Source organism: Pseudomonas sp. 2835 (genome assembly GCF_050435905.1).
Lineage (GTDB): Bacteria > Pseudomonadota > Gammaproteobacteria > Pseudomonadales > Pseudomonadaceae > Aquipseudomonas.
This window is the reverse complement of sequence record NZ_JBNDLE010000004.1, coordinates 21,567-45,501: the sequence shown is the minus strand read 5'-3', so window position 1 is coordinate 45,501 and position 23,935 is coordinate 21,567. Positions and strand designations below refer to the sequence as shown.

At 60.5% G+C, this 23,935-nt stretch carries 25 protein-coding genes; 14 read left to right on the top strand and 11 right to left on the bottom strand.

What is annotated here, in order from left to right:
• Positions 1–38: 38 nt before the first annotated feature.
• The 3 genes from ABIE20_RS06535 to dusA all read right to left on the bottom strand — a co-directional run bounded on the left by ABIE20_RS06535 (position 39) and on the right by dusA (position 4,152).
• Positions 39–1,931 (bottom strand): alkaline phosphatase D family protein, encoded by a 1,893-nt coding sequence (locus ABIE20_RS06535; RefSeq protein WP_429504262.1) that lies wholly within the window; start codon positions 1,929–1,931, stop codon positions 39–41.
• A gap of 159 nt (positions 1,932–2,090) precedes the next feature.
• Positions 2,091–3,017, bottom strand: coding sequence for a transaldolase (tal, locus tag ABIE20_RS06530; protein ID WP_429503773.1), 927 nt, complete (start codon positions 3,015–3,017; stop codon positions 2,091–2,093).
• A gap of 124 nt (positions 3,018–3,141) precedes the next feature.
• Positions 3,142–4,152 carry a tRNA dihydrouridine(20/20a) synthase DusA gene (gene dusA, locus ABIE20_RS06525; protein WP_429503771.1) on the bottom strand — a complete coding sequence of 337 codons (1,011 nt, stop codon included), beginning with the start codon at positions 4,150–4,152 and terminating at the stop codon, positions 3,142–3,144.
• A gap of 103 nt (positions 4,153–4,255) precedes the next feature.
• Between dusA and ABIE20_RS06520 the strand changes: the two genes are divergently transcribed.
• Positions 4,256–5,380: a tyrosine-type recombinase/integrase gene (locus ABIE20_RS06520; protein ID WP_429503769.1), complete on the top strand. Its 1,125-nt coding sequence runs from the start codon at positions 4,256–4,258 to the stop codon at positions 5,378–5,380.
• A gap of 1 nt (position 5,381) precedes the next feature.
• Here the strand turns inward: ABIE20_RS06520 and ABIE20_RS06515 are convergent, their stop codons facing one another.
• From ABIE20_RS06515 to ABIE20_RS06485, 7 genes are all read right to left on the bottom strand, one after another.
• A complete protein-coding gene (locus ABIE20_RS06515; protein WP_213603664.1) occupies positions 5,382–5,657 on the bottom strand; it encodes a pyocin activator PrtN family protein in 276 nt (91 codons plus the stop codon).
• The gene (locus ABIE20_RS06510; protein WP_213603666.1) at positions 5,654–6,121 is read right to left on the bottom strand and encodes a hypothetical protein; all 468 of its coding nucleotides are present in this window, start codon (positions 6,119–6,121) and stop codon (positions 5,654–5,656) included. Before ABIE20_RS06510 ends, ABIE20_RS06515 begins: the two co-directional genes overlap by 4 nt.
• A gap of 667 nt (positions 6,122–6,788) precedes the next feature.
• On the bottom strand, positions 6,789–8,618 hold the full coding sequence (locus ABIE20_RS06505) for a DNA cytosine methyltransferase (protein WP_213603668.1): 1,830 nt from the start codon (positions 8,616–8,618) through the stop codon (positions 6,789–6,791).
• On the bottom strand, positions 8,615–9,112 hold the full coding sequence (locus ABIE20_RS06500; RefSeq protein WP_213603671.1) for a hypothetical protein: 498 nt from the start codon (positions 9,110–9,112) through the stop codon (positions 8,615–8,617). The genes ABIE20_RS06505 and ABIE20_RS06500 overlap by 4 nt, the downstream gene beginning before the upstream one ends.
• Before the next feature lie 93 nt (positions 9,113–9,205).
• Complete coding sequence (locus ABIE20_RS06495) at positions 9,206–9,445, bottom strand: pyocin activator PrtN family protein (RefSeq protein WP_429503766.1); 240 nt, start codon at positions 9,443–9,445, stop codon at positions 9,206–9,208.
• On the bottom strand, positions 9,438–9,950 hold the full coding sequence (locus tag ABIE20_RS06490; protein WP_213603675.1) for a hypothetical protein: 513 nt from the start codon (positions 9,948–9,950) through the stop codon (positions 9,438–9,440). The genes ABIE20_RS06495 and ABIE20_RS06490 overlap by 8 nt, the downstream gene beginning before the upstream one ends.
• A 257-nt stretch (positions 9,951–10,207) precedes the next feature.
• Positions 10,208–10,867, bottom strand: a complete 660-nt coding sequence (locus ABIE20_RS06485; protein ID WP_213603677.1) for a LexA family protein — start codon at positions 10,865–10,867, stop codon at positions 10,208–10,210.
• A gap of 97 nt (positions 10,868–10,964) precedes the next feature.
• Here ABIE20_RS06485 and ABIE20_RS06480 point away from each other — a divergent pair, with 97 nt between their 5' ends.
• The 4 genes from ABIE20_RS06480 to ABIE20_RS06465 all read left to right on the top strand — a co-directional run bounded on the left by ABIE20_RS06480 (position 10,965) and on the right by ABIE20_RS06465 (position 14,844).
• Positions 10,965–11,159 carry a helix-turn-helix domain-containing protein gene (locus ABIE20_RS06480; protein WP_213603680.1) on the top strand — a complete coding sequence of 65 codons (195 nt, stop codon included), beginning with the start codon at positions 10,965–10,967 and terminating at the stop codon, positions 11,157–11,159.
• A gap of 226 nt (positions 11,160–11,385) precedes the next feature.
• Positions 11,386–11,874, top strand: coding sequence for a phage regulatory CII family protein (locus tag ABIE20_RS06475; protein WP_213603682.1), 489 nt, complete (start codon positions 11,386–11,388; stop codon positions 11,872–11,874).
• The gene (locus ABIE20_RS06470; RefSeq protein ID WP_213603684.1) at positions 11,867–12,079 is read left to right on the top strand and encodes a TraR/DksA C4-type zinc finger protein; all 213 of its coding nucleotides are present in this window, start codon (positions 11,867–11,869) and stop codon (positions 12,077–12,079) included. Before ABIE20_RS06475 ends, ABIE20_RS06470 begins: the two co-directional genes overlap by 8 nt.
• Complete coding sequence (locus tag ABIE20_RS06465; protein WP_429503763.1) at positions 12,076–14,844, top strand: bifunctional DNA primase/polymerase; 2,769 nt, start codon at positions 12,076–12,078, stop codon at positions 14,842–14,844. The genes ABIE20_RS06470 and ABIE20_RS06465 overlap by 4 nt, the downstream gene beginning before the upstream one ends.
• Positions 14,845–15,995: 1,151 nt before the next feature.
• Here ABIE20_RS06465 and ABIE20_RS06460 read toward each other — a convergent pair.
• On the bottom strand, positions 15,996–16,262 hold the full coding sequence (locus ABIE20_RS06460) for a DUF1883 domain-containing protein (RefSeq protein ID WP_213603688.1): 267 nt from the start codon (positions 16,260–16,262) through the stop codon (positions 15,996–15,998).
• Positions 16,263–16,343: 81 nt separating this feature from the next.
• Here ABIE20_RS06460 and ABIE20_RS06455 point away from each other — a divergent pair, with 81 nt between their 5' ends.
• From ABIE20_RS06455 to ABIE20_RS06415, 9 genes are all read left to right on the top strand, one after another.
• A complete protein-coding gene (locus tag ABIE20_RS06455) occupies positions 16,344–16,691 on the top strand; it encodes a phage holin family protein (RefSeq protein WP_213603691.1) in 348 nt (115 codons plus the stop codon).
• 136 nt (positions 16,692–16,827) lie between these two features.
• Complete coding sequence (locus ABIE20_RS06450; RefSeq protein ID WP_036994573.1) at positions 16,828–17,352, top strand: terminase small subunit; 525 nt, start codon at positions 16,828–16,830, stop codon at positions 17,350–17,352.
• Positions 17,353–17,395: 43 nt separating this feature from the next.
• Positions 17,396–19,282, top strand: a complete 1,887-nt coding sequence (locus tag ABIE20_RS06445) for a phage terminase large subunit family protein (protein ID WP_258715469.1) — start codon at positions 17,396–17,398, stop codon at positions 19,280–19,282.
• 12 nt (positions 19,283–19,294) lie between these two features.
• Positions 19,295–19,510 (top strand): hypothetical protein, encoded by a 216-nt coding sequence (locus ABIE20_RS06440; RefSeq protein ID WP_429503760.1) that lies wholly within the window; start codon positions 19,295–19,297, stop codon positions 19,508–19,510.
• 2 nt (positions 19,511–19,512) lie between these two features.
• Entirely contained in the window at positions 19,513–21,120 is a 1,608-nt protein-coding gene (locus tag ABIE20_RS06435; RefSeq protein ID WP_429503758.1) for a phage portal protein, read from the top strand.
• A gap of 2 nt (positions 21,121–21,122) precedes the next feature.
• The gene (locus ABIE20_RS06430; protein WP_429503756.1) at positions 21,123–22,343 is read left to right on the top strand and encodes a S49 family peptidase; all 1,221 of its coding nucleotides are present in this window, start codon (positions 21,123–21,125) and stop codon (positions 22,341–22,343) included.
• Positions 22,344–22,355: 12 nt separating this feature from the next.
• Complete coding sequence (locus ABIE20_RS06425) at positions 22,356–22,706, top strand: head decoration protein (protein ID WP_429503754.1); 351 nt, start codon at positions 22,356–22,358, stop codon at positions 22,704–22,706.
• Positions 22,707–22,717: 11 nt separating this feature from the next.
• Positions 22,718–23,749, top strand: a complete 1,032-nt coding sequence (locus ABIE20_RS06420) for a major capsid protein (RefSeq protein ID WP_429503752.1) — start codon at positions 22,718–22,720, stop codon at positions 23,747–23,749.
• A gap of 1 nt (position 23,750) precedes the next feature.
• Positions 23,751–23,933, top strand: a complete 183-nt coding sequence (locus ABIE20_RS06415) for a hypothetical protein (protein ID WP_429503750.1) — start codon at positions 23,751–23,753, stop codon at positions 23,931–23,933.
• Positions 23,934–23,935 lie beyond the last annotated feature (2 nt).

Sequence of the window (23,935 nt, the reverse complement as noted above, 5' to 3'; positions counted from 1 at the left end):
GACCGGGGCGCCGTTCTGGCGCCCGTCAAAACCTCATGTCAGTCAGCTTCGCGCGGTGGAAACTCGGTCGCCTCGCTACCATCGGCGTTGAGCTGGAAAATCCGCGCCGGTTGCCCCTGTTCGTTGAAGAACACCTGGCCCAGGCCTGCGCTGTTCCACAGCCGCTCGCCGGCCTTGCTGTGCGCGGGTGTGCGCGGCATCACCTGCATCTGCCGGCGCTTGGTAAACCAGTTGAGCGGTGAGCGTGGCGAGTACAGCCAGCGGTTGAGGCGATCGAAGGTGTCCAGCAGGCGTTTGGGAAACTGGTTCTTGATGCCGCTGCTGGTGATCTGCCACAGGTGCGGGGCGCGCTGGCGGTGGCGAATCAGCACCTCATAGACAAACGAGTAGTGCACGTCGCCGGAGAGAATCACATAGTGCCCCGGCGTGCGCGAGTGACGGAAGATGTTCAGGATCACCTGCGCCGCGCCGCGATGGGCCATCCAGTTCTCGGCATCCACCAATAGCGGATAACCCAGCCAGCTGAACACCCGCTGCACGCTCTCGATCAGCTTGACGCCGAAGATCGGTGCCGGCGAGACGATGATCGCCGAAGGGTGGTCGAGCAGCGCCTGTTGCAGTTCGCTTAAGGCTTCCCAGTCGAGCAGGCCCGAGGGCTTGTTGAAGTTGCTCTCGCTGCGCCAGCGCCGGGTGCGGGTGTCCAGCACCAGCAGCGCCGGGCTGCTGGGCAGGACGAACTGCCAGCCCTGAAAGCGCAGCACCTCGTTGATCAGGGCGTCCTGCAGCGGCGTGTCGAGGTAGTCATCGGCGTCGGCACTGTGGCTGAAGGCCTGGCAGTGCTCCAGCAGCGCGGGAAAGGCATCCGGGTTGTTGCCCCAGCCCTGGCACAGCAGGTAGCCGAGCAGGGCGTTGCCGATGATGCGCTTGGAGAACGGGTGGCCGTAGGCAGTTTCTTCCCACTGCGCCGACAGGTTCCAGTCATCGGTGATGTCGTGGTCATCGAAGATCATCAGGCTCGGCAAATGCGCCAACACCCGCGCTACCCCGCCAAGGCCGCTGACGAAGCCCTCGATCAGTTGCTGTTCCTGGCGGTAGCGGGCCTGGCGCTCGGCATTGAGACCTGGCGGCATCTGCACGTCGATCAGGCCCCAGGGCAGCGGTGACCAGACCAGCAGGTACATGGCCATGACTTCGGCGAAGGTCACCAGGTGGTTGTCGGCGTTGCTGCTGGTGAAGATCGGCTTGCGCGTGCCACCGAAAAAGCGCTCGCGCAGGGTTTCGTTGCTCTCCAGCGCAGGCAGCAGATCGGCGCGGTGGTAATAACTGGCCGGATGCTGGTAGAGCGCAGCGCTGTCATCGACTACCGCGCCTTGCAGGTGCTCGCCAAACAGCCCCAGGCGCTCGATCAGCGCATGTATGGCGCGCAGCATGGGCCCGGCGACATCGTCGGCATACACCTGGTCCCCACTCATCATCAGCAGCGCCGGGCGCTGCAATGGCGCGGGGTTTTCCAGCAACAGGCGGTCGGCGCACAGCAGGCCGTCCGCCGCCGGGTGGTGGGGTTTGCGGCACGAGCCGTGGAGCAGGTGCTCCAGGTGAGAGCGCAAGACGAAGTTCGGTTGTTGCGCGCCCGGGTAGAGCAGGTGCGGTGCGTAGTCGGCGATGCCCTGGTTGTTGAAGATCAGGTCGTAGTCGATCTGTTCGTCACATGGCAGCGGGCTGTCGAGGCGGATGTCGAGCAGGTGGACAAACGCCAGGCGGCCAATCGGCACAACCGTGCAGTGGATGTCGGCGCTAACACCTGCACAGCTCAGTTGCAGCTCAGCTTGCAGCGGCTCGCAGGCTACCAGCCAGAACACGATGCGCGTGGGTTCGAGGCGGCGCAGCAACGGGCCGGCCAGTACCAAGGGCAAAGAAGATGCATCGGTTATCGACAACGGAGAAGGCGCCACAAGATTGGGAGGTCAGGTTGATCCGGGATGCCTGCTATGCATGCAGTACCTGTGGGAGCTGGCTTGCCAGCGATTGCAGACGACGCGAACCGAGTGATGCTCCGCGCAATCTACCTCACTGGCAAACCCAGATTTGTATCAGGCCTTTGCGGCCAACAACGCCTCCAGCTTCTCCTGATCCCGGGCAAACTGGCGAATCCCCTCGGCCAGCTTCTCGGTGGCCATGGCATCTTCGTTCGACGCCCAGCGGAACTGGCTCTCCGTCAACTGCTGGCGCGCCTCGCCGGTTTTGCCAGGCTTGAGAATACGCGGCAGCTCGCCCTGATCATCGCTCAGCTGTTGCAGTAGCTCGGGGCTGATAGTCAGGCGGTCACAGCCCGCCAGCTGTTCGATCTGGCCGATATTGCGAAAGCTCGCGCCCATGACCACGGTCTTGTAGTCATTGGTTTTGTAGTAGTCGTAAATGCGCGTCACCGACTGCACACCCGGGTCTTCGGCGCCGACGTACTCTTTGCCGGTGGACTTCTTGTACCAGTCGTAGATGCGCCCCACGAACGGCGAAATCAAGAACACCCCGGCGTCGGCGCACGCCTGGGCCTGGGCGAAGGAGAACAGCAGGGTCAGGTTGGTCTGGATGCCTTCCTCTTCCAGGACCTCGGCGGCGCGGATGCCTTCCCAGGTCGAGGCCAGCTTGATCAGCACCCGGTCACGGCCGATACCGGCCTTGTCGTACAGCTCGATCAGCTGCCGGGCCTTGGCCAGCAGCGCCGGTTGGTCGAAGGACAGGCGGGCGTCGACCTCAGTGGAGATACGCCCCGGAATCACCTTCAGAATGCCGGCGCCAACCGCCACGGCAAAGGCGTCACAGGCAAGACCGACATCGCCCTTGCTGTGCGCGACCGATTGCTGGAGCAGCTCGGCATAACCGGGCATGGCCGCGGCCTTGAGCAGCAGGGAAGGGTTGGTGGTGGCATCGACCGGTTTCAGGCGGCTGATGGCATCGATATCACCGGTGTCGGCAACCACAGTGGTGAACTGCTTGAGTTGTTCCAGCTTGGAAGTCATGGGCGTGCTCTGTCCTGTGCAATGGATCGACATTACCCGAGCGCTGCCAGCCGCTCAAGGGCTGGCTGGCAGGCGGGCGAAGGGGATAAGCCTTCGAGTGCCAAAGCGCGCACAGGTTCCGGGGCTAACGCCCTTGCAGCAGCTCGCCGGCCTGGTCGAGCAGGGCCAGAGGGTCCTTGCTCTTGTGGATATCCACCGACAGCAACTGGCGGAACTTGCGCGCCCCCAGGAAGCCCTGGCCAAGGCCGAGAATATGCCGGGTGATATGGTGCATGGCACCGCCGCAAGCCAAATGCGCCGCAATATAAGGGCGCAATTTGGCCAGCGCCTCGCTGCGGCTGATCACTGGTGCGCTGCTGCCGAACAACTGCTGATCGACCTCAGCCAGTAGATACGGATTGTGATACGCCTCGCGACCGAGCATCACCCCGTCGAAAACCTTCAAGTGCTCCTGGCATTCGGCCAGGGTCTTGATCCCGCCGTTGAGCACCAGCTCCAGGTCGGGAAAATCCGCTTTCAACTGCGCGGCGACGTCATACCGTAGCGGAGGAATCTCGCGGTTTTCCTTCGGCGACAGGCCTTCAAGAATCGCAATGCGCGCATGCACGGTAAAACTGCGGCAACCGGCATCACGCACCTGACCGACGAAATCGCACAGCTCGGCATAACTGTCGCGGCCATTGATACCGATACGGTGCTTGACCGTCACCGGAATCTGCACCGCATCCTGCATTGCCTTCACACAATCGCCGACCAGCGCCGGATGGCCCATCAGGCAGGCGCCGATCATATTGTTCTGCACCCGATCGCTCGGGCAGCCGACATTGAGGTTGACCTCGTCATAGCCTGCGGCCTCGGCCAACTTGGCGCATGCGGCCAAATCAGCCGGCACACTGCCGCCCAACTGCAGCGCCAACGGATGCTCCGCCTCGCTATGACGCAGGAAGCGCTCGGCATCACCGTGCAACAAGGCGCCGGTGGTGACCATTTCGGTGTAAAGCAGGGCGTTGCTGGAAAGCAGGCGCAGGAAGAACCGGCAGTGGCGGTCGGTCCAATCCATCATAGGCGCAACGCTGAACCGGCGAGACGGCTCAGGGCGTGGGTTTACTGGGGTGGAGGCGGATTCTAGGGGCATTTTCGGTTACGTATTTTGTACCATTTTTGGACGTTTTAAGGCGTTTTTTGTACCTCGGTGGTACGATGTACCACCGACAATCTCCTTTGTACCACCGGAATCTATGGCAACGATCAGAGCACGAAAAAAGGCCGACGGAACGGTCAGCTACACCGTCCAGATCCGTCTTAAAAACAAGGGTGTCCTAGTCTACCAAGAGTGCCAGACATTCGCCCGCAAGCAGGCTGCCCAGGCGTGGGCAAAGCGACGAGAGACAGAGCTAGCTGAACCTGGTGCGATCGAGCGAGCAAACCGCAAGGGGCACACCGTTCGGGAAATGATTGACCGCTACCTGGTCGAAGGCGCCAAGGTCCGGCCGCTTGGGAAAACCAAGAAGGCTACGTTGCTCGCCATTGCTGCGAGCCACTTCGGAGAGGTAGTGGACTCTGCTATCAACAGCCAGATCCTGGTTGATTACGCTTTGTGGCGCATGAGCCCTGAAGGTGGCGCTGTACAGCCGCAGACGGCTGGCAACGATCTCGCACACCTCGGATCGGTGCTATCGGTGGCTCGGCCTGCTTGGGGGTATGAGGTGGAACCTCACGCCATGAGTGATGCCCGTACCGTGTTGAAGAAGCTCGGGTACAACATGAAAAGCCGTGAGCGTGATCGTCGGCCGGCGATGGTTGAGCTGGACAGGCTGCTTGAGCACTTCTTCGAGATGCAGAAGCGTCGGCCATCGTCTATCAACATGCCAAAGGTGCTTGCCTTCGCCCTGTTCTCGACGCGTCGTCAGGAGGAGATCACGCGAATCCGCTGGGCTGATCTGGAGGAAGAGCGGCAGGCAGTGAAGGTTCGGGACATGAAGAACCCGGGGCAGAAGATCGGTAACGATGTCTGGTGCCATTTGCCGGATGAGGCCTGGGCGATTGTCCACAGCATGCCTCGGGAGTGCGATGAGATATTCCCTTACAACAGTGATTCAATCTCGGCCGCATGGACCAGGGCTTGCCAGTTCCTAGAGATCGAGGACCTGCACTTCCACGACTTGCGGCATGAGGGGGTCAGTCGCTTGTTTGAGATGGACTGGGATATTCCGCGAGTGGCGAGTGTTTCGGGTCATAGGGACTGGAACTCACTACGCCGTTATACGCATCTGCGGGGGCGGGGTGATAATTACCGCGATTGGAAGTGGTTAGAGCAAATAAAGAAGGCGCCCGTAGAGTTGGGCGCCCGGATCAAGGCGTAAGTCAGCTGGCTTTCTTGTATCCGTTGAGCTGTGCGCATTCCTTTAATGCGGCTTCTCGTTGTTGGTCCAGATAGAGCGCCAAGTCGGCGATATGAATCCCTTTGGCGCTCTTCTGGCTGGACTCAAGTCGAGTGATGGGGATTTTGATCTGACCAGCCAAGACTTTACGCTCTAACATCTTTACAGTTAGGTGTGTGAAGTAATCGTTGCACACCTGCTCCAGAGGGATGACAGCAAGCCCGTTGTATTGCGCCATCAGTACGAAGGACGTATTCATAAATACCCCCTCTCTAAGGTGTCCTGTCGGTACGCTTCAATTAGTGCCTCACGAACATGCGTGTATTCGCCGGTCTCTGACTCGGTGTGTGGGAATCTTATTTCAGTTGTTTCGGGGTCGCTCCATATAGTGCCTCTCTGATCAAGCCATTCAATAAGTTGACTATCAGAAATACACTTATCCAGATGCATGCCAGGATGGATGTCGTGGTCGGGCGTGCCGCCCTCCGCTTTCGCCAAAGTGTGCTCGACCGTCACATCGGCGGTGGAGTGGCCAGCATGATCGTTGACGAGCTCGGGCTTACAGCCCTCGGCTTCTAGGCGGTGGCGCTCGATCTCTGTGATGAGTTCCAGAACAACCGCTGGCGGTACCGCCATGCCGTAGTCGTTCAGTACCAAACAGTCATACTGATCACGCTTGGCCGCCTCGGCTAGAGTCTTCAGTTTCAGGATGTCGACGCTCATGCCTTGCTCTCCTGCTTGATGATGAACCCAGCCGCTTGGCGGGCCTTTGAGCATTTGTCGTGGCCGCCTGGGCGAGTACGAGACTTGCCGCACACGTCGCAGATCGCCGACATCGCTGGGCGAAGCAGGGACTGCATGCCCCCGGGCGTTCTGGTCTCAGGTTGATAGCTGATAGTCGTATTCACAGTGAATACCTCTCATGAGCGCGGCGGGCTGCAGGGCTCAGCACTAGAGCGGTGGCAGCGTCGGCATTGATAACAGTCGGTAACATGCCTTTAGAGGCGAGCGCACAGGGCACTACCTGGTATAGGGCAGTGAGTGCGGCAACCAGCCCCACTGTCAGTACCACGCTGATGAACTGCCAGATGCGTTCTGGTTTAGGCATTGCGGCGGGCCTCGATCTGCATAAGGACCAGAGCGCGGGCATATGCAAACAGTTGGTCCGCTGATACGGGCTCTATGCGCTGCTCCCCGTTCTGCAGGGCTTCCAGGCGAGTGCGGTAAAGCCCGGCCGGGCCGAGCCACGCGACGGCGTTGTGTTCGGCGTCCGACACTGGACAGTCGTGGTTTTTGGGGCGGGGGCCTTGGTGGTCTCGACCACATTTTCTGCAGTGATGCAGGCCGCCGTCGTAACCTTCGGATGTGTACCAATTGTGGCTATGTGTGCTCATGCGGCCTCCTGCTGGTACAGGTCGATCAGGTCTTTCGCATTGGCGGCGATCAGGTCTTCAGCCTCATCGGGGCAAACACTGTTGCCGATCAGGCGTATCTGGTCAGTGTTCTTGATGGGGCGCCATTCCAGATGGCCAGTTTCTGCGTTCTCGAACAGGCCGCGATCGAGGATGTAGTCAGGGCTGAATCCCTGAGCGAGCTTCAGTTCGGGGGCTTTGAGCATGCGCAGGGTGAAATCGACTAGGGCGTGCTCGCCCAGCAGTATCACGTCGACCGGCTCAGGGAAGTGCTCCGGCAGGTACTTGTGCAGGAAACGGGCGCACTTGTGGGCCTTCTCCATCAACTCGGGAGGTAGGATCGCGGCGGGCACCTGAACTACGGTGACCAATGCCATGCGTTCTTTGGTAGGCAAGGTGTGCATCGGTTCGTACATGCCTTGCCATTGGCCGCCTGTGCCGTAGTACTTCACCAGGTACGCAGAGGCCAGGCGTTGATTGGTGCCGCGCCCAAGAATCGTGCTCAGTGGCGCCTTGGCTGCTCGGCCATCACCCTTGTAGAACCCGCCGTTCGCCTGTTCGAAGTGGCAGGCTACGACCGCGTGGTGGCCGCTGCTGGTGGTAAGGGCATTAACGGGCTGGCCCATGCCGTTGCCGATGGAGCCTTTACGCAGGGTGATCATGGAGGCGGTGACCAAAGCCTGCTCGCCTCGGTTAGCGCCGGTGATCGTGCGGGTTGCCTCGGTAATTGGGTAACCCGAGCGGTCCCCGTGATGGGTCAGGTGGGTGAGGTGTGCTGCGGCCAGAGCGAAGTGGCCGCCCTTGATCTGCGCAACCTGAGTACGCAGCGGCTCGGCGGCACTGAACGTTCGTTGAGTGCTCGCGTTAGCGAACTCAGTGAGACTCGCCGCTGCCAGCTGTTGCTCGTCCAGCTGGAGCACGAAGGGCTGCTCAGCCATGACGGTATGGCGCCAGAAGCCCTTGGCTACGCGGCGGCAGGTGTTGTCCACCAGCGGGCGCTTTCGGGTGAACAGGCTTTTGCCCAGGTCAGTGAAGTCAATGCACTCGGCGGCGGTTCGCCACGGCAGTTGACCCGACTTGGGATTCTCGTGTCGTTTCGGTTTCGTCCACACGATGGGACGGCCATCGGTGCGGCCGATGAGGAACAGACGCTTACGGATGGTGGGTGATCCTGCGTTCGAGGCGCGGCGCTCACGCCACTGCACGTCGCAGCCCAGTCCGCGCACTAAGGCATCCATTGGCACCCACTGGCCGATGCAGTCGATGATCTCGTCCATGTCCGGGTGATCGGCTGCGAGGCCGGTAGTGAGGCAGGCGACAAACGCCTTGAAAGTACGGCCCATTTCCGACTTGATCGGCTTGCCCTGGTCGTCCAATGGGCCCCAGGCCTGGAACTCTTCAACGTTTTCCATCAGGAAAAGGCGTGGGCGGGTCACGTAGACCCAGCGAACCACGACCCAAGGCAGCGAGCGCACGCTCTTACTGCGTGGGGCGCCGCCTTTCGCCTTGCTGAAATGGCGGCAGTCTGGCGATGCCCACAGGATGCCGACAGGTTGACCGCCGGTCGCCTGCAGTGGGTCGACCTCGTAGATGTCGCTGATGTAGTGGCGGGTGTTGCGATGGTTCGCTCGGTGAACTGCGATAGCGATTGGGTTGTGGTTAATGGCCACGTCGGGATCGCGGTAGGCGCGGGCCCCGCCGCTGCTGGCCCCGCCGGCGCCGGCGAACAGATCCACATAAAGCTCGCGCTGGAAGGGCAGGGCGTGCTGCTGTGCTCCCGCCAAACTGATCTGTTGGGCGATAGTCATGCCGCTTCCCCCGTGTCTGTTGGCTTGGCGGGGGTGATACGCAACTGGGCATGTACGCGGGCGGCGAGCTCTTCGATGTAGCGTTGCTGGTCATTAGCGTGCTGGGTCTGAGGGTCGACGTGCAGGGCCTTCCAGGTGCGGCCGGCCAGCTTCAAAGTGTTGGCGGTTTTGGTCAGCAGGTCGTGGTCAGCCCTGGTCACCGGCATGTCGGTGTAGGACATGATCCGGTCTTCAAGCTCTTTGACCCTGCCCTGGAGAGCGGCTTTGATGGTGAGGTGCTTTCGTTGTTCGGCTTCAAGCTGGATGGCGAGCTCGTCTCGCTCGATGCGTATCGACGCGATCCGCTGAGAGTTGATTGCGTCGCGGGTTTCAAGCCCTGCCGCTCTTCCGCTGTCGAATGCGCGAGTCCGGGCTTTTGCGAAAAGGAAAGGCAGGAATGCCAGGGTGAACAGCCAAAGGGCTGCGAGGGCCAGGATGTAGTGTTGCTGTTGCATGTGTTGTGCTCCAGGTGTTGCTCGGCACCAAGCCGTGAAGCCGTGGTGAGGTTCGATGCCGAGCAAGGTGTCCCAACAGGCCGGGACCGCCGTTTACGCCGTTTGCTTCGATTGGGAGTCGAGGAAGTCAGCAAGGTCGTGCAGGTAGACCACGGTTTGCGCTCGTGCCGAGTTATGCACCTTGCTGAGCTTGAGTTTGACCCGGTTGGTCTTGATCAACTCGCGCAGCCGGCGGTCTGTCTTTATGTGCGGGAAGTATTGCTCTCGCACCGCTGATAGCGTTGGGCAAGGCGTGGTGAACTGCTTGCGCAGCTGGGCCAGCGTGTCAGTCATGGGTGCTCCCCGCCCCCTCTTGGGTGGGCCGGAGCTTGACGCGTACGGATTCTGCAAGATGGTTCTTACATCTGCCGGTGACAGCCGCACAGATTTCGCCTTGTACGTTGGTCACAACGACCCCGAAGGGGCGCTCCGAGTTGGTAGTCGGGGTGATGTAGGCGATCTGATCCCCTTCAAGCACGCCGTTCACGCTGTCGAGTGCTTCCATAAGAGCAAACGCCTGCTGCGACAGTTGCCCAGACTCAGTCCGGCCATTCGCCAGGTCTTGCATAAAGTCCCGCAAGGCGATGTATTTCGCCGAGTCGCCGCGTTGCAGTGTGAGAGAGCCGGTGAGAGGGCCGAAGGTAACTTTCAGCCGATGAGTGCGGTCATCGTTCTCAACGTCGATTCGAGCGTCAATGGACGTCTCAGGTCGGCGCATGGGGCAGGTGGTTGTGCCGCCATTTTCCAGAACGTGCTGAAGCAGCATGACTCGCTTGAGGGGGAGAATGTACTCGCTCATGCGGCACCTCCAGCGGGGATGGCGCGAACGATTCCTGTCGGAGAGACAATCAGTTGGAGCCCGGTGCGACGCTGGAAAGCGTCCACGATAGCAGGGCGAGTGCAGGTGGTTGGATGCAAGTAGACCTTGCATTCACTAGCGATATGTATGGGTTGCATGTCTGGACCTCAGTGGTGAGAGGGGGGTGCGGTCCAGACAATACTCAAACGAATTTATCAGGTCAATACATATTCGTATTGATCGGTTAGGAGGTTTGGTTAGAAAATCTCCACTTTCGAAATCACCACGCCGCAGATCAGTGCGCTATCAGGTAACTCAATGATTGGGTCGGGCCAGGAGGGATTGAGTGGCTTGAGAAATTGGCGCGTTCCCTCGCAGACGATCTGCTTGAAGGTCGCTTCCCGGCTGTCGGGTAGCTTGGCTATAACAAGTGACCCGTTCTCGTAGTCTTTAGCTGGATCTACAAAGATTATGTCGCCATCCCTGAATGACCGCCGCTCATGGGGGTTGAACATCGAAAGCCCCCTTACTCGTAGCGCGAAGGTACCGCTACTGTGGGATACGGCGCAGGGAAGCCACGTCTCCACATCTTGCAGCTCGAGCACGTCCTGCATCTCGCACCACGCCCCGGCCTGGACCCATGAAATCAGAGGGACAAAGCCGCGAACGCGAGGACCTGGCTCGATGTTGGAGTTAGGTCCAACAGTCATGTCAGGAGCTTCGCCTCCTTTCCAGAGCCACTCGCTGGTAACCCCCAGGGCTTTTGCAAGCTTCTCGACATTCGATTGGCGAGGGCTAGCGGATGTCCCTGTCAGGATCCTGTGGATGGTGGGTTGAGGTACGCCTGAACGCCTACCTAGTTCCCCTTCCGACCAGCCTAGTTCCTGCATTCGCTGGGCTATGCGTTTTCCAATCACGGCTATTGCTCGATTCGTTTGCGTATCGGAATTGTATTGCTCTGGTTAATTCGTTTGGGTATTATCCGCTCAATTCGATAACGCATCGGTGGGTGCAATGACCATTCAAGAGATGCTTCAAAAACTGATTGAGTTGGGATTCTCCCAGCGGGCAATTGCTGAGCGGGTGGGGGTTACCCAGCCGACTATCTATCGCGCAACGAAGGGGGCGGCAGTCCGCTATGAGGTGGGCAAGGCTGTTGAGCAGTTCTACGAAGAGCAAATCAAGATCGCAAATAAGCCCCAAAAGTAAGGAGTGCTGAGCTGGGCCTCTCACCACAAGAACCTCCCAGCTCAGCGTTGACGATGTATTAGCACCGCTACACCCGCCATCCGGTTGCCTCTCACCACAAGAATCACCGGATGACTAGAACGACATGCCGTGTCGCACAACACACTTGAACAGGCACATCGGTCGTGGTCGTAGGATAGGGCTTGCCCAATCCTGTGGCTACACCGTTAATCGAGGTTTAACGGTTATGAGTCGTATTGATCTATTTCCACGTCCAGGCGTGGTCCTCAGGCTTCGGCGGGCGCTCTATCGTGCAGGGCGCGATCCAGAGGGCGGCATTACTTCAGCAGCTTATGAGATGGGCATGGATGTCGATGCTCTGCAGAAAAAGCTCAACCCCAATGAAGAGCGCCGCTGGCTTTCGCCCGATGAGCTAGAAGAGTTTCTGGCATTGAGGCCCGATCCAAGGGTGCTCGACGCGATTTGCAGGGCGGCGGGAGTTGTGTGGTACCGCCCGGAGCCAGTTCCTGCCACAAATGAAGCGCTTAAAGCTGTCGGCAAGCTGCTTGATGAGGCTGGCGAGTTCGTTAGCAGCATGCACGATGGTGCGGCGGACAATATCTGGGAGCTGCATGAGGTGCTGCATCTTGAACAGCGCGGCATGGATGTGATCCGGCAGGTGTTGGCCATCATGGCCGGTGCTCGTCAGGCCATGGAGGACCGCACCAATGGCTAACCATCCAGATCCTCTCGACGTTGCAAACGAGCAGGCCGAGTACTTCCTTCAAATGGCGCTTCAGCGCCATACGCAAAAGCCCAGCAAACCTAGCGCCCAGTTCTGTGAGGATTGCGACGACGCTATTCCGTTGCTGCGTCAGCAATTGGTCGCGGGTTGTGAGACCTGCGTGAGTTGCCAGGAGCTGCGGGAGCGGCGTAGATGAGCGAGCCCAAAGGACATTCGATTGCGGCATGGTCGCGGCGTTATATCGAAACTTTCGGGCTCGCTCTGGTACCCGTTGAACCAGGAGAGAAGGGGCCCAAGGGGGACGCCTGGAACAAGCCCGGTGGTTACTTCACTGATGCCGACGCGGCCGAGGCGTTCTGGGCTGCTCATCCAACCCACAACCTTGGTGTAGTGCTTGGCCCAAGCCAGGTGTGCTCGCTGGACGTTGATGAAGTAGAGATGTCGCGGCAGGTCCTGCAGGAGGCATTCGGGCTGGACCTCGATGCGCTTGCCGCCGCCCATCCCACCACCGTGGGTAACCCTGCGCGTTTTCGCGTTATGTTTCGGGTGCCTACAGGCGTTGAATTGAGTCGTCGCTCGCTCACTTGGCCCAACCAGGCGGACCCGGATGGCTCGATTCTGAAGGCTCTCACCGCTCAGATGGTGGCAGCCAAAAAGGCGGGTGACGCGGGCAGGGTAGCCGCGCTGCGCATGGCTGCAGAGCCCTTCAAACGGACAACCGTGTTCGAACTGCGGGGTGGTGCTGTTCAAGACGTTCTGCCGCCATCCATTCATCCTGGTACTGGCCAGCCGTACACTTGGCGCAATCCACCCCCGCCTGAGGGCATGCCTGAGCTGCCAGCTGAATTGTTGGCAATTTGGCTTGGATGGGATCAACTCAAGGCTCAGGCGCAAGCGGTGTGTCCTTGGGCGCCTAAGCCTGCAGCTGCTCCGGCCCTTCCTGCCTCGAGGCCCCACTTAGCCGCTGAACGTTCTGGAGATCGACTGCCAGAGGTCATTCCCGAGTTCAACCGTTGTCACGACATCGCAACGCTGATCGAGGCCCACGGCTACGAGCGTAGAGGTGACAAGTGGCTGTGCCCGCACAGCAGCAGTGGCGATCCAGGAGTGACCATCATCGATGGCAAGCTCTATTCACATCACAGCTCCGATCCGCTTGCCAATGGCCACAAGAACGACGCTTTCGACGTTTTCTGCATCCTGATGCACGACGGTGACCAGCGGGCAGCGACCAGAGCGGCTGCGAAGGCCCTCGGTTTGGATGTTAAGTCGCGTCCACCAGCCCCACCGCCTCTCGGCGAGCTTCCCCATGCCCCATCGGTAAATGAGCCCGTGAGGCAGCCAGCCGGTGCGGCCACAACTGAACAGGAAGAAGGTGTGGCCCGCGAAGCATTGGATAGCGAGGTAGCCAGCTCGGCCGGCTCCTCAGGCCAAGGGGGCGCGGGGGGTAATGGTTTGGACATCGACGGAGCGATGCGGCGGTTCGCCCTGGTCGAGAGCACCACCAACGTGTGGGACTTCGACAAGGGTAAGCCTATGAAGCGGACCGGTTTCGAGGCCCTGGTTGGCAAGCCGCTCGCGAAGGAATGGATGGAGCGGACCGACAAGAAGTTGATCGCGTCGGAGAAGGTCCAAGAGCTGGACCAGGCGCGGCGTCTGTCGGCCAAAAAAGGCGCAGCGTTGAAGATGGACCCTATTGAACGCTATGTGTACATCGACGGCACAAAGGACGTCTGGGACCGCGAGAAGAAACGGCGCATCGCTGAAGGCGCTGTGAAGATGGCCCTGGGCGAGGAATACAAGTGGTGGTTGAACAGCCAGGATCGTCGGGTGGTGGACGTCGACCATATCGTGTTCGACCCGACCATGCGCAAGGACCCGAATGTTTACATCAATACCTTCGACGGGTTGCCCCTGGAGCCGGTGCGTGATGACGCCGCATGCGAGAACCTGCGATGGTTGATCTCATTCCTCTGCAACCATGACAACAAGGCGCTGGATTGGCTGGTCAAGTGGCTTGCGTATCCGCTGCAGCACATGGGAGCCAAGATGGACACCGCCGTCTTGATGCATTCGATCATGGAGGGTTCCGGCAAGAGTTTGCTGTTTGCTGATGTGTTCGGCCAGCTGTATGGCCAATACGCGGCGACCGTCGGGCAGACGCAGCTGGAGGGCAGCTTCAACGCCTGGCAAAGCCGCAAACTATGGGCGGTGTTCGAAGAAGTCGTCAGCCGGGATCAACGCTACAACCAGGTGGGCAAGATCAAGCACATGATCACCGGTAAGACGGTGCGCATGGAGTCCAAGTTCATCAATGGTTGGGAGGAAGCCAACCATATGAACGCGGTCTTCCTGAGTAACGAGATCATGCCGTGGCCGATCAGCGACGCTGACCGCCGAATGCTGGTTATGTGGCCAATGGAGACGCTGCCGGTCGAACGGCAAAAGGCGATCAGTCATGAACTGGCCAACGGCGGGGTGGCGGCGTTGTATGGCTGGCTGTTGGCTGTAGACCTGGGTGAGTTTGACCAGCGCACGCGTCCGCCTGATACCGAGGCGCGTCAGCGGTTGGTAGCCCTGAGTCGCACGGCCTGGCAAACCTTCCTTTTCCTTTGGCGTACTGGCGAGCTGGGGCATGACCTATGGGGTTGCTGCCTCACCAGCGATCTGTATGCACTGTTCCTCGAGTGGTGCTCACGCAATAAGGAGCACTCCATGAGTCAGACCAAGTTCTCGCTGATGCTCAGCGCGACGGTGGAGAAGACGCGGGCGATCCCCTGGACCGATGGCAACAACCGGCGTTTCGCCGCGTTCTTCTTTCCCAGTGACGGCGATCCCTCCCTGCCCCCTTCCTTGAAGTCGGCCGAGCTGGGCAAGAACGTCGTCGAGTGGCGTGCTCGGGCAAAGCTCGCCGGCTGGAACGTGGACGCTTGGGAGCACGTCAAGGGGATCGCGGCATGAGTGCGTCAGTAAGTGTGGTGGGTGTGTTGGGTTGGTGTTGGGTCCGTTCTGGCAGGCCAACACAGTCTCAAGCCCCGGAATCAGCAGGGGGGCGGGCATCCGTGGCGGGTGTGTTGGGTTTGCGCACGCGCACGCGCAGGCGCGCCAACTTTAGTGGCGCCGCTATAGGTGAATTCAAAGTCCATGCGAAACTTCAAAAACTCAACAAACCCAACACACTCGACACAACCATAGGCAATCAATTGATTTTATTGAGTTTTAACTGTGTTGGGTTTGTGTTGGGTAGCGTGAATGTGTGTCGGGTTCAGTTTACGGTGAGGGGGCAATGACAATGGATCAGACTGAACGCCTACAAGCGGTAGCGGATTTAATGTGTCATTGGGGCAGGCAGCGGTCCCTGCTTGGGCAGGATGCTGGATTAGGCAGCCAAATGGGCAGCATCATGGAATGGAAGGGGGCAGCCCCCCGAGGCGGATCATCTGGTGCGCGTATCCTGGTAGCCGGAGCTGGTCTGGATCACTCAGCGGCAGAAGTCGATGCAGCGGTCGCTGAACTGGAGCGCCGTGATCAGCGTGGTGCAACGTTGGCAAAGCTGGCCCAGTTCCGCTACTTGCATGGCGCAACGATCCGCGAGCAAATGCACCAGGTGGGGCTCGCCGAAGATGCTGATCGGACCTACCGTAACTGGGTCAAGGCGCTGCATTTGCAGGTGTTATCGATTCTTATAGCGCGCTCTGGTCCGAATCGACGGCATACCGTCCGTCGGCTAACAATGCGCCGAGTATGCGCCGGGGATGCGTCGAAGTAGCGTCAAGGCTGCGAACCGAAAATCACCTCTTTTCGGTTTTTCCGGTGGCATGTAAAAAGGCGCCACGATATGAAAAGTGCGCTTAGGCGCTGACCCAACAACCACTGTGCCATGCAATTGCTCCGGTCTTAGGTGCATTGAGAACCCTGCCATTTGGCGGGGTTTTCTTTTGGGAGTACGCAAGGAGATGACGATGCGAGTTGAAGTACGAGATGAGGGGGGCGAATTGATTTGGTCGAGGAGCCCCGTAGGCGGCTTCACCAGCAACACCTACGGAGCAGATGGAACCCTCAAGCGTTTAGAACGAGCGCTGATGATGGCGCTTGATCAGTGTCGAGGTGAACTAGTCATTTCGGTGGATAGTAATCGAGTGGCGGATCTGGGCGGACCCACCACCTAGGTCAATAGTGATGTTCCAGTAGCCGGAATGTGGCGCAGCGATGCGTGCAGGCAGTTGCTTGTAGAAGCCACCGTAGTACGTGTGCTTCTTACCATTCTTGAAGTTCGAAAACTGAGAGTCGGTGGTCAGTCGAACATTGCATTGGTGAGAGCACTGTACCTCGACAACATCGCCTTCGTTCAAGTGTTCGCGTTTGTGCAAGAACTGCATAAGGCCTCCTTAGCCTATGTTGTGGTTGCATTTTGACATTAGCACCATATCCACCCTGCATGAGGAGAAGTTGTTAAAGACATGACTAGTGAACAGCAAACGCTGATTGATATGCCTATCTGGATGGTCATCGTACTGGCCCTGGTCGGCGGGGTGTCAGGTGAGATGTGGCGGGCAGACAAGGCCGGTGCTCGGGGCTGGGGACTAGTGCGGCGGATCGCCCTGCGGTCAGGTGCCTGCATCGTCTGCGGGCTCTCGACCATCATGCTCTTGTACTCCTTGGGGTTGTCGATCTGGTCGGCGGGGGCTGTTGGTTGCCTCACGGCCATGGCCGGTGCCGACGTGGCAATCGGCTTGTACGAACGTTGGGCCGCCAAGCGCCTGGGTGTCTGCGATGTGCCGCCATCGAGCGGTGGTGCTGGTCAGTGACCCAGGCGGGGTGGGGGTGGGGGTGCCAATTTTCTGGGTCCTCCCCCTGGGCCGCCCCCTACACGGGTACGGGGACTCGCGGAATCTCTGCAGCTGAGGTGTGTGCAGGGATGTCCGTCTTTTCAAGGACTTAGCAATGGGAAGGACAGTCAGCAAGGCCGAACTTGGTGAGATCGTCGGTCGAGATGAGCGCACCCTCAGCCGCTGGCAGAAGGACGGAATGCCGGTGATCGAGTTTGGCGTGGGGCGCGGCAACGAAAACCAGTACGACACCCAGGCGGTGATCGAGTGGCTCATGCGCCAGGCTGCGTTGAACGGCAAGAAAGAAAGCACACGGGATCGGCTAGACAGGCTACGCGGCGACCGCGAAGAGCTGGCGCTGGCCAAGGACCTGGGCGAAGTCGTGATCGAGGCAGAGATGGTTTCCCGCTTCGAGGCTGTCATTACCGCCGCCAAGATCGAGCTGCTCAACACTCTGCCGGATGAGTTGTCCGCAACTTTGTCCGCGCAGTACGGCGTCCAAGTTGACGACCAACTGATCCGCGAGCCCATCGAACTAATACTCAGGAGGTTGTCCGCGTATGACGAGGATGACGATGATCCCGAATGGGATCCTGACGAGCCGGACGATGAGGAGGGCTCTGAAGAAGACGGCGAGTAAGGGCATCAGCCGGGCGTGCCGAAAATGGGCGCCGCCGCCACGAATGAGCATCATCGAGTGGGCCACCAAGTACCGCTACCTCTCCACTGAAGAGGCGGGCAAGCCAGGTAAATACCGTTTCGATGTCACGCCTCACCTGGTCTGGCCGGGTGGCCCGCTGGAAGCCCTGGACGATCCGAACGTGTTCGAGATCGTTGGTCGCAAGTCCGCCCAGGTGGCCTGGACCTCAGGTGTGATGGGTAACGCCATCGGCAAGTGGATAGACCTTGATCCGTCCCCGATCCTGATTCTGTTTCCCAAGGCCGAAGCGGCCAAGCAGTACGTTGCTGAAAAGCTGGAGCCGATGATCGCGGCGACCAAGCGCTTGCGTAAGAAGGTCGATCTCCGCAGCCGTAAGCTGCAGCAGCGCCAGGACTTCAAGCGCTTCCCTGGCGGTTTCCTCAAGATGGTCGGATCAAACAGCCCCTCCAGCGTAAAGTCCACGCCAGTGCCTCGGGTCGCGGTTGAAGAGCCAGATGACTGCAACCTCAACCTACGGGGGCAGGGGGACAGTATCAAGCTGGCCAAGGAGCGCCTCAAAACGTTCCGGCGGTCCAAGATCATTATCGGTGGCACGCCTACCATCAAGGGGCTCTCGGCGATTGACGCGGAGCTGGAGCTGTCGGACAAACGCATTGGCCTGGTGCCATGCCATGGCTGCGGTCAGTCGCATGCGCTGAGCTTCGAGCACCTGTATTGCGACGAAGATCCCAGCTATCACCACGAGGTATATGGCAAGCGTCGGCCGGAAACGGCGTACTACGCCTGCCCTCATTGCGGCGAGATCTGGGACGACCACCAGAAGAACGCCAACCTCCAGCACGGCCGTTGGGAGGCTACCGCCGAGTTTCGGGGTATCGCGGGTTACATCCTCAATGAGCTGTATGCCACGTTCCACGGTTCTCGATTCGAAGTGCTGATGGAGAAGAAGCTCCAGGCCGAACACGCCGCGTCGAACGGCAACCACGGCCCGATGATCGCGTTCACCAACAGCCAGATGGGCGAGTGCTATGAGTACAAGAGCAATGCGCCCAAGACGGACGAGCTGGAGAAGCGCGCCGAACCTTACACCGAGTTGACCGCGCCGAAAGGCGTGCTGTTGGTCACCGTCGGCGTGGACGTTCAAGGTGACCGCCTGGCCCTGGTGATCGTGGGCTGGGGCAGGGGAGAAGAGTCCTGGCGGCTGTACTGGGGCGAGTTGGAGGGCAATCCGATTGATCCCCACGATCCGGTATGGACTGAGTTGGACAAGATCATCGCCACACCGATACCCGCCGAGGGCGGCGCTCAGCTGGCCGTGTCAGCGGTGAGTATCGACAGCTCCGACGGCAACACTAACGATGCGGTTTACACCTACGTTCGGGATCGGCAGCGCTTCAACATAATGGCGATCAAGGGCGCATCGATCGACAGCCGGGACCGGGAGATCTTCACCAAACCGGCCCAGTCAGCGGACACCAGCCAGGACAATACTAAGGCTGCCAAGTACGGGCTGCGGGTCTACATCGTTGGCACTCACAAGGCCAAGACGCTGATCGATGGCCGTATGCGGCTCTCGGGCAGTGGGCCCGGCCGCATGCACTGGTACAGCGAGATTCGCGCTGATTACTACGAGCAGGTCACCAACGAAGTGCTGGCGCCGCACCCACGACAGCCAAGCAAGATGGTCTGGCAGAAGAAAGCAGGGCGGCGCAACGAAGCCCTGGACTGCGAGGTTTACGCCCTGCACGCGGCGCGCAGCCTCAAGACCCACCTGCTGCGCGATCACGAATGGGACCAGCTGGAGCAGCAACAGCTTCAGCCTACCCTCTTCAACACTGAGCAGGCGGTAGCGCCGGTGCCTCGCCGCGCTGTGACTCGCGGGCGTGGCACTCGGAGCCGCGTCAGCTAATCGAGGTTCACCATGACAGAAGCACAACAACGCCTTGCGGAAGTTCGGGCGGCGATCTCGGCCGTCCTGAAAAACGGCCAGCGCCTGCGCCGGGCGGATCGTGAGGTCCAGATGGCCGAACTCAACAGCCTGCGTCTGCTGGAGAAACAGTACGCCGAGCAGGTCGCCGCTGAGGCGGCAGCGCTCCAGCACCGTGGCCGCAACCGCGTTTCGTACGTGAGGGTTTGAGCATGTGGCCATTCAAAAAGCCTGAGCGAGCTGCTGACCTACTGATGCGCGAAGCCCTGAAGCTTGCCAAGGCTACGGTGGGTGGCCAGCAGATCGTTGCCCAGGGTGGCGGTGGCGGGGTCGAAACCCGGTGGCGCGGTGCCTCGCGCATGCTCCGTAGCATGGCCAGCTGGATCCCAGGCCTGGGCAGTCCGCGCCGCGACTTCAACCAGAGCGAGCGGCGGATGTTGGTGGCTCGCTCACGCGATGCCATGCGTAACCACCTGATCGCTCGTGCGGCGATCACCCGACTGCGTACCAATGTGGTTGGTACCGGCCTGGTTTGCCGCGCCCAGGTCGACCATGCGGCGCTCGGTATCAGCGAAGAGGCGGCGGACGACCTGAACGGCGAGCTTGACCGCCTGTGGTCGTTGTACGCCGACGACCCTCGGGAGTGCGATGCGGAGGCCACGCTCAACCATTACCAGCTCCAGGCGCTGGTCCTGGTGTCGTCAATGGTCGCGGGCGATGTGTTCGTGGCCAGCCCGGACCAGGAGCGCCCCGGCTGCATCTTCAGCACCCGTTTGCAGTTGATCGAATCCGACCGGGTCAGCAACCCGAATACTGGCCTGGACCGGGTCGACCTGGTCGATGGCGTCGAGTTCGATGGGCTGGGTTCGCCCGTGGCGTACCACGTCTGCACCGGCTATGTCGGCGAGCACCTCGCGGGTAAGCCCCTGAGCTGGGAACGGCTGAGCGTGTTCGGCGCTGAGACAGGCCGCCGCCGCGTGTTGCATGTAATGGCGGACAAGGAACGGCCCGGCCAGAAGCGGGGCATGCCTTATCTGGCTCCGGTGCTTGAACCCTTGCAGAAGCTTGAGCGCTACGCCAGTGCCGAGCTTATGGCGGCGGTGATCTCGGCCATGTTCACCGTGTTCATCAAAAAGAGCAGCGACTTCCAGCCAGGCAACCTGCCGATGACGGCTTTGGCTGAAGAGAGCCCAGGCGGGGATGACACCACCGACGGAGAGTTGGCCCTGGGCGAGGGCGCTGTGGTTGATCTCGGCGTGGGCGAGGAACCAGTTGTGGCCAACCCCGGTCGGCCGAATGCCCAGTTCGATCCGTTCTTCACCGCCGTGGTGAAAGAGATTGGCGCCGCCCTGGAGCTGCCGCTGGAAGAACTGCTGCTGCACTACAGCAGCAGCTACAGCGCTGCCCGCGCCGCGATGCTGCAGGCATGGCGTTTCTACAGCCTGCGCCGCTGGTGGCTGGCCTGCGACTTCTGCCAGCCCAGTCGCGAGTTGGTGATCGATGAAGCGGTGGCCAGGGGCCTGATCGATCTGCCGGGATACGGCGACCCAGCCAAGCGCAGAGCGTACTGCCAGGCCATCTGGATCGGGCCGGCGCGTGGTGCCATCGATGAACTCAAAGAGGCCAATGCCGCTGGCAAGCGCATCGAGATCGGCGTCAGCAACGAAACTCTGGAAACGGCTGCAATGACCGGCGAGCCCTGGCAGCAGGTGTTCCGCCAGCGTGTGCGTGAGGTCGACCAGCGCCGCAAACACAACCTGCAGGCCCTGCCCAAAGGTGGGTTGGAAAACCCGCCTGAGCCCAAAACCGAAGAGGATTAAACATGCCGCGAGCACTTGAGCTGGCTGCCTCGCAGCCCTGGCTGATGCTGCCCGACGCCCTGGACAACCTGTTGGCCATCTCTGATCGCATGGGCGATCCGGTGGCACTGGCGACCAAGCGCGGCGAGCGGCTGGAAGAAACCCGCAGTGTCAGCCTGCGCAACGGCGTGGCGGTGGTACCGGTCATAGGGCCGATCTTTCGCTACGCCAACTTGTTCACCGAGATCAGCGGCGCGACCAGTACTCAGGTCCTGGCCACCGATATCCAGCGCGCCTTGGATGACCCGAAGGTCAAGGCCATCGTGCTCAACATCGACAGCCCTGGTGGCGTGGCGTCGGGCATCAACGAACTGGCCGAGATGATCTTTGCCGGGCGCTCCCGCAAACGCATCGTCGCGTACATCGGCGGCACGGGGGCGAGCGCAGGTTACTGGATCGCCTCGGCAGCCAGCGAAATCGTCATCGACGAGGCCAGTCTGGCGGGCAGCATCGGCGTCGTTGTCGAAGCGGTTGTCGAAAACGAGTCGGCCAGCGGCCGCAAGCGATACCAGATCGTCAGCCGCAACGCCCCGAACAAGCGCCTGGACCTCTCCACCGAGGAAGGGCGCAGCAAGCTCGGCGAGACCATCGACGCCCTGGGCGATGTCTTCGTGAGCAAGGTTGCCCGCAACCTGGGTGTCGATGCCGAGACAGTCCCCGAGATGGGCGACCACGGCGGGTTGCGTGTCGGCGCTGATGCCGTCAAGCACGGCCTGGCCCATCGCGTGGGCTCGCTGGAAGCCCTGATCACCGAACTGGCCAAACCGGCCATCACCTCCACAAGGATATACACCATGACCACCGTCAAGACCACGGCAGACCTGCGTGCGGCACTGGCTGCCGGTACCGACGTCAACACCATCGAGATTGCCCAGGCTGACCAGCCGGACATCGCCTCGATCCGTACCGAGGCTGCTACCGAAGAGCGCGAGCGGATCAAAGGCATCAATGCGCTGGCCAGCAAGGGCTTCGAGAAGGAAATCGAGGCGGCCATCGATAACGGCAGCTCTGTTGAAGCGACCGCGCTGGTGATGTTCAAGGCCGCACAGGATCGCGGTATTTCGCTGGCAAGCATCAAGAGCGATGCCCAGGGCGTAACCGGCACCACCCCAACCGGCGACGGCAAGCAAGGCGAGCGCAAGGCCGCCGTCAGCGCCATTGTTTCAGGCGCCTCGCGCCGTTAACTGGAGACACCCATGAGCAACCCCAAACGCACTACCTACCAGCCACGGCAGTTGTCTGCGGGCGACTTCCCCATCGCGATGGATACCGGTGTCATTGCTGCAGGCCAAACCTTGAGCTGTGGCGCCGTCCTGGGACAGGTATCCGCCACTAAGGAATACCTGCTGTGCAAGGCCGCAGCCGATGATGGGTCGCAGTTACCGACGGCGATCCTCGACCAGGACGTCGACACCACGGGTGGCGCCAAGAACGCCCCGATCCGCCTGACCGGCCAAGTGCTGGGCAGCCAACTCACTCTCGGCGAGGGCCTGACCCTGGCCGCCGCAAAGGCCGCGCTGCGACCTCTGTGCCTCTTCATTCGCTGACCGGAGCCCCCATGACCGATATTTTCGACACCCTGACCATGCTGGACGCGGTCGAGCAGATGACACTGCCGCGACGTTTCCTGATGAATACCTTTTTCAACGGTGCCAACCCGGTGACCTTCGGTACCGAAGCGGTGACCATCGACATCGTCAAAGGCCAACGCACGATGGCGCCGTTCGTTCACCCTTCGCTGCCGGGCAGCATCTCACTGCGTACCGGCTTTAGCAGCGAGACTTACACCCCGCCATACATCCAGCCGAAGCGTAAAACCCGTGCCGAGCAGATCCTCAAGCGTGCTGCCGGTGACAACCCCTTTTCTGCCCGTACCCCTCTGGAACGTGCGGGTGAGCAACTGGGGCGTGACCTGGCCGAGCTGGACGATGAGATCACCCGTCGCGAAGAGTGGATGTGCGCTCAGGCGTTGAGCACCGGCCGGGTTCGTGTGGTTGGCGAGGGCGTGGATGACACCATCGACTTCCTGATGGAAGACAGCCACAAGGTCACCCTGGCCACCGGCCGCTGGAACAGCTCGGACTCTGACCCCATCGGCAACCTGCGGCAGTGGAAGCGACAGATCGCCAAAGACTCCGGGCGCACCGGCAACGTCGCGGTGCTCAGCGGTGAGGCCCAGGATGCGTTTCAAAGTAATGAAACCGTGTTGAAACAGCTCAATAGCCGCCGTGTAGATATGGGCTTGATCAAGCCTGAGCTGCTGCCCGACGGCGTGACTTACCTGGGCTACCTGAACGATCCGGGCATCGACCTGTATGTGTATGACGAGTGGTACCTGGACGATGGCGGGGACGAACAGCAGATGGTGCCTGCTGGTGGGTTGATTCTTGGCGCGACTTCAACGCGCAACGCGATGTTGTACGGCGCGATTCAGGACATCGACGCCATTGAGAGCGGCCTGGTGGAGGCGGTGCGCTTCCCGAAAAGCTGGGTCACCCCAGATCCGAGCGCACGTTGGTTGAAACTGCAGAGCGCCGCCCTGGCCGGCATGCTGGAACCCAACGCTTTCCTCTACGCGAAGGTGGTGTGACATGGCGGCGAAAATCGAATACGTGGTGGTAGACGGTTGCGTCCAGGACGGCAGCAAGATCTACAAGAAGGGCGAAGCCTACGTGCCGCCGAACAAGGAGCTCCTTGAGCTGTTGCTCGATGAAGGCAAAATCGCGCCTCGCGGGAAGCTCCCCGCTAAGGACGACCAAGACGACGGTGAGTAACC

Bases quoted from the DNA above. Each gene is read 5' to 3' on its own strand.
- tal (WP_429503773.1), bottom strand. From the start codon at position 3,017: ATGACTTCCAAGCTGGAACAACTCAAGCAGTTCACCACTGTGGTTGCC.
- dusA (WP_429503771.1), bottom strand. From the start codon at position 4,152: ATGCCCCTAGAATCCGCCTCCACCCCAGTAAACCCACGCCCTGAGCCG.
- ABIE20_RS06520 (WP_429503769.1), top strand. From the start codon at position 4,256: ATGGCAACGATCAGAGCACGAAAAAAGGCCGACGGAACGGTCAGCTAC.
- ABIE20_RS06515 (WP_213603664.1), bottom strand. From the start codon at position 5,657: ATGAATACGTCCTTCGTACTGATGGCGCAATACAACGGGCTTGCTGTC.
- ABIE20_RS06510 (WP_213603666.1), bottom strand. From the start codon at position 6,121: ATGAGCGTCGACATCCTGAAACTGAAGACTCTAGCCGAGGCGGCCAAG.
- ABIE20_RS06505 (WP_213603668.1), bottom strand. From the start codon at position 8,618: ATGACTATCGCCCAACAGATCAGTTTGGCGGGAGCACAGCAGCACGCC.
- ABIE20_RS06500 (WP_213603671.1), bottom strand. From the start codon at position 9,112: ATGCAACAGCAACACTACATCCTGGCCCTCGCAGCCCTTTGGCTGTTC.
- ABIE20_RS06495 (WP_429503766.1), bottom strand. From the start codon at position 9,445: ATGACTGACACGCTGGCCCAGCTGCGCAAGCAGTTCACCACGCCTTGC.
- ABIE20_RS06490 (WP_213603675.1), bottom strand. From the start codon at position 9,950: ATGAGCGAGTACATTCTCCCCCTCAAGCGAGTCATGCTGCTTCAGCAC.
- ABIE20_RS06480 (WP_213603680.1), top strand. From the start codon at position 10,965: ATGACCATTCAAGAGATGCTTCAAAAACTGATTGAGTTGGGATTCTCC.
- ABIE20_RS06475 (WP_213603682.1), top strand. From the start codon at position 11,386: ATGAGTCGTATTGATCTATTTCCACGTCCAGGCGTGGTCCTCAGGCTT.
- ABIE20_RS06470 (WP_213603684.1), top strand. From the start codon at position 11,867: ATGGCTAACCATCCAGATCCTCTCGACGTTGCAAACGAGCAGGCCGAG.
- ABIE20_RS06465 (WP_429503763.1), top strand. From the start codon at position 12,076: ATGAGCGAGCCCAAAGGACATTCGATTGCGGCATGGTCGCGGCGTTAT.
- ABIE20_RS06460 (WP_213603688.1), bottom strand. From the start codon at position 16,262: ATGCAGTTCTTGCACAAACGCGAACACTTGAACGAAGGCGATGTTGTC.
- ABIE20_RS06455 (WP_213603691.1), top strand. From the start codon at position 16,344: ATGACTAGTGAACAGCAAACGCTGATTGATATGCCTATCTGGATGGTC.
- ABIE20_RS06450 (WP_036994573.1), top strand. From the start codon at position 16,828: ATGGGAAGGACAGTCAGCAAGGCCGAACTTGGTGAGATCGTCGGTCGA.
- ABIE20_RS06445 (WP_258715469.1), top strand. From the start codon at position 17,396: ATGAGCATCATCGAGTGGGCCACCAAGTACCGCTACCTCTCCACTGAA.
- ABIE20_RS06440 (WP_429503760.1), top strand. From the start codon at position 19,295: ATGACAGAAGCACAACAACGCCTTGCGGAAGTTCGGGCGGCGATCTCG.
- ABIE20_RS06435 (WP_429503758.1), top strand. From the start codon at position 19,513: ATGTGGCCATTCAAAAAGCCTGAGCGAGCTGCTGACCTACTGATGCGC.
- ABIE20_RS06430 (WP_429503756.1), top strand. From the start codon at position 21,123: ATGCCGCGAGCACTTGAGCTGGCTGCCTCGCAGCCCTGGCTGATGCTG.
- ABIE20_RS06425 (WP_429503754.1), top strand. From the start codon at position 22,356: ATGAGCAACCCCAAACGCACTACCTACCAGCCACGGCAGTTGTCTGCG.
- ABIE20_RS06420 (WP_429503752.1), top strand. From the start codon at position 22,718: ATGACCGATATTTTCGACACCCTGACCATGCTGGACGCGGTCGAGCAG.
- ABIE20_RS06415 (WP_429503750.1), top strand. From the start codon at position 23,751: ATGGCGGCGAAAATCGAATACGTGGTGGTAGACGGTTGCGTCCAGGAC.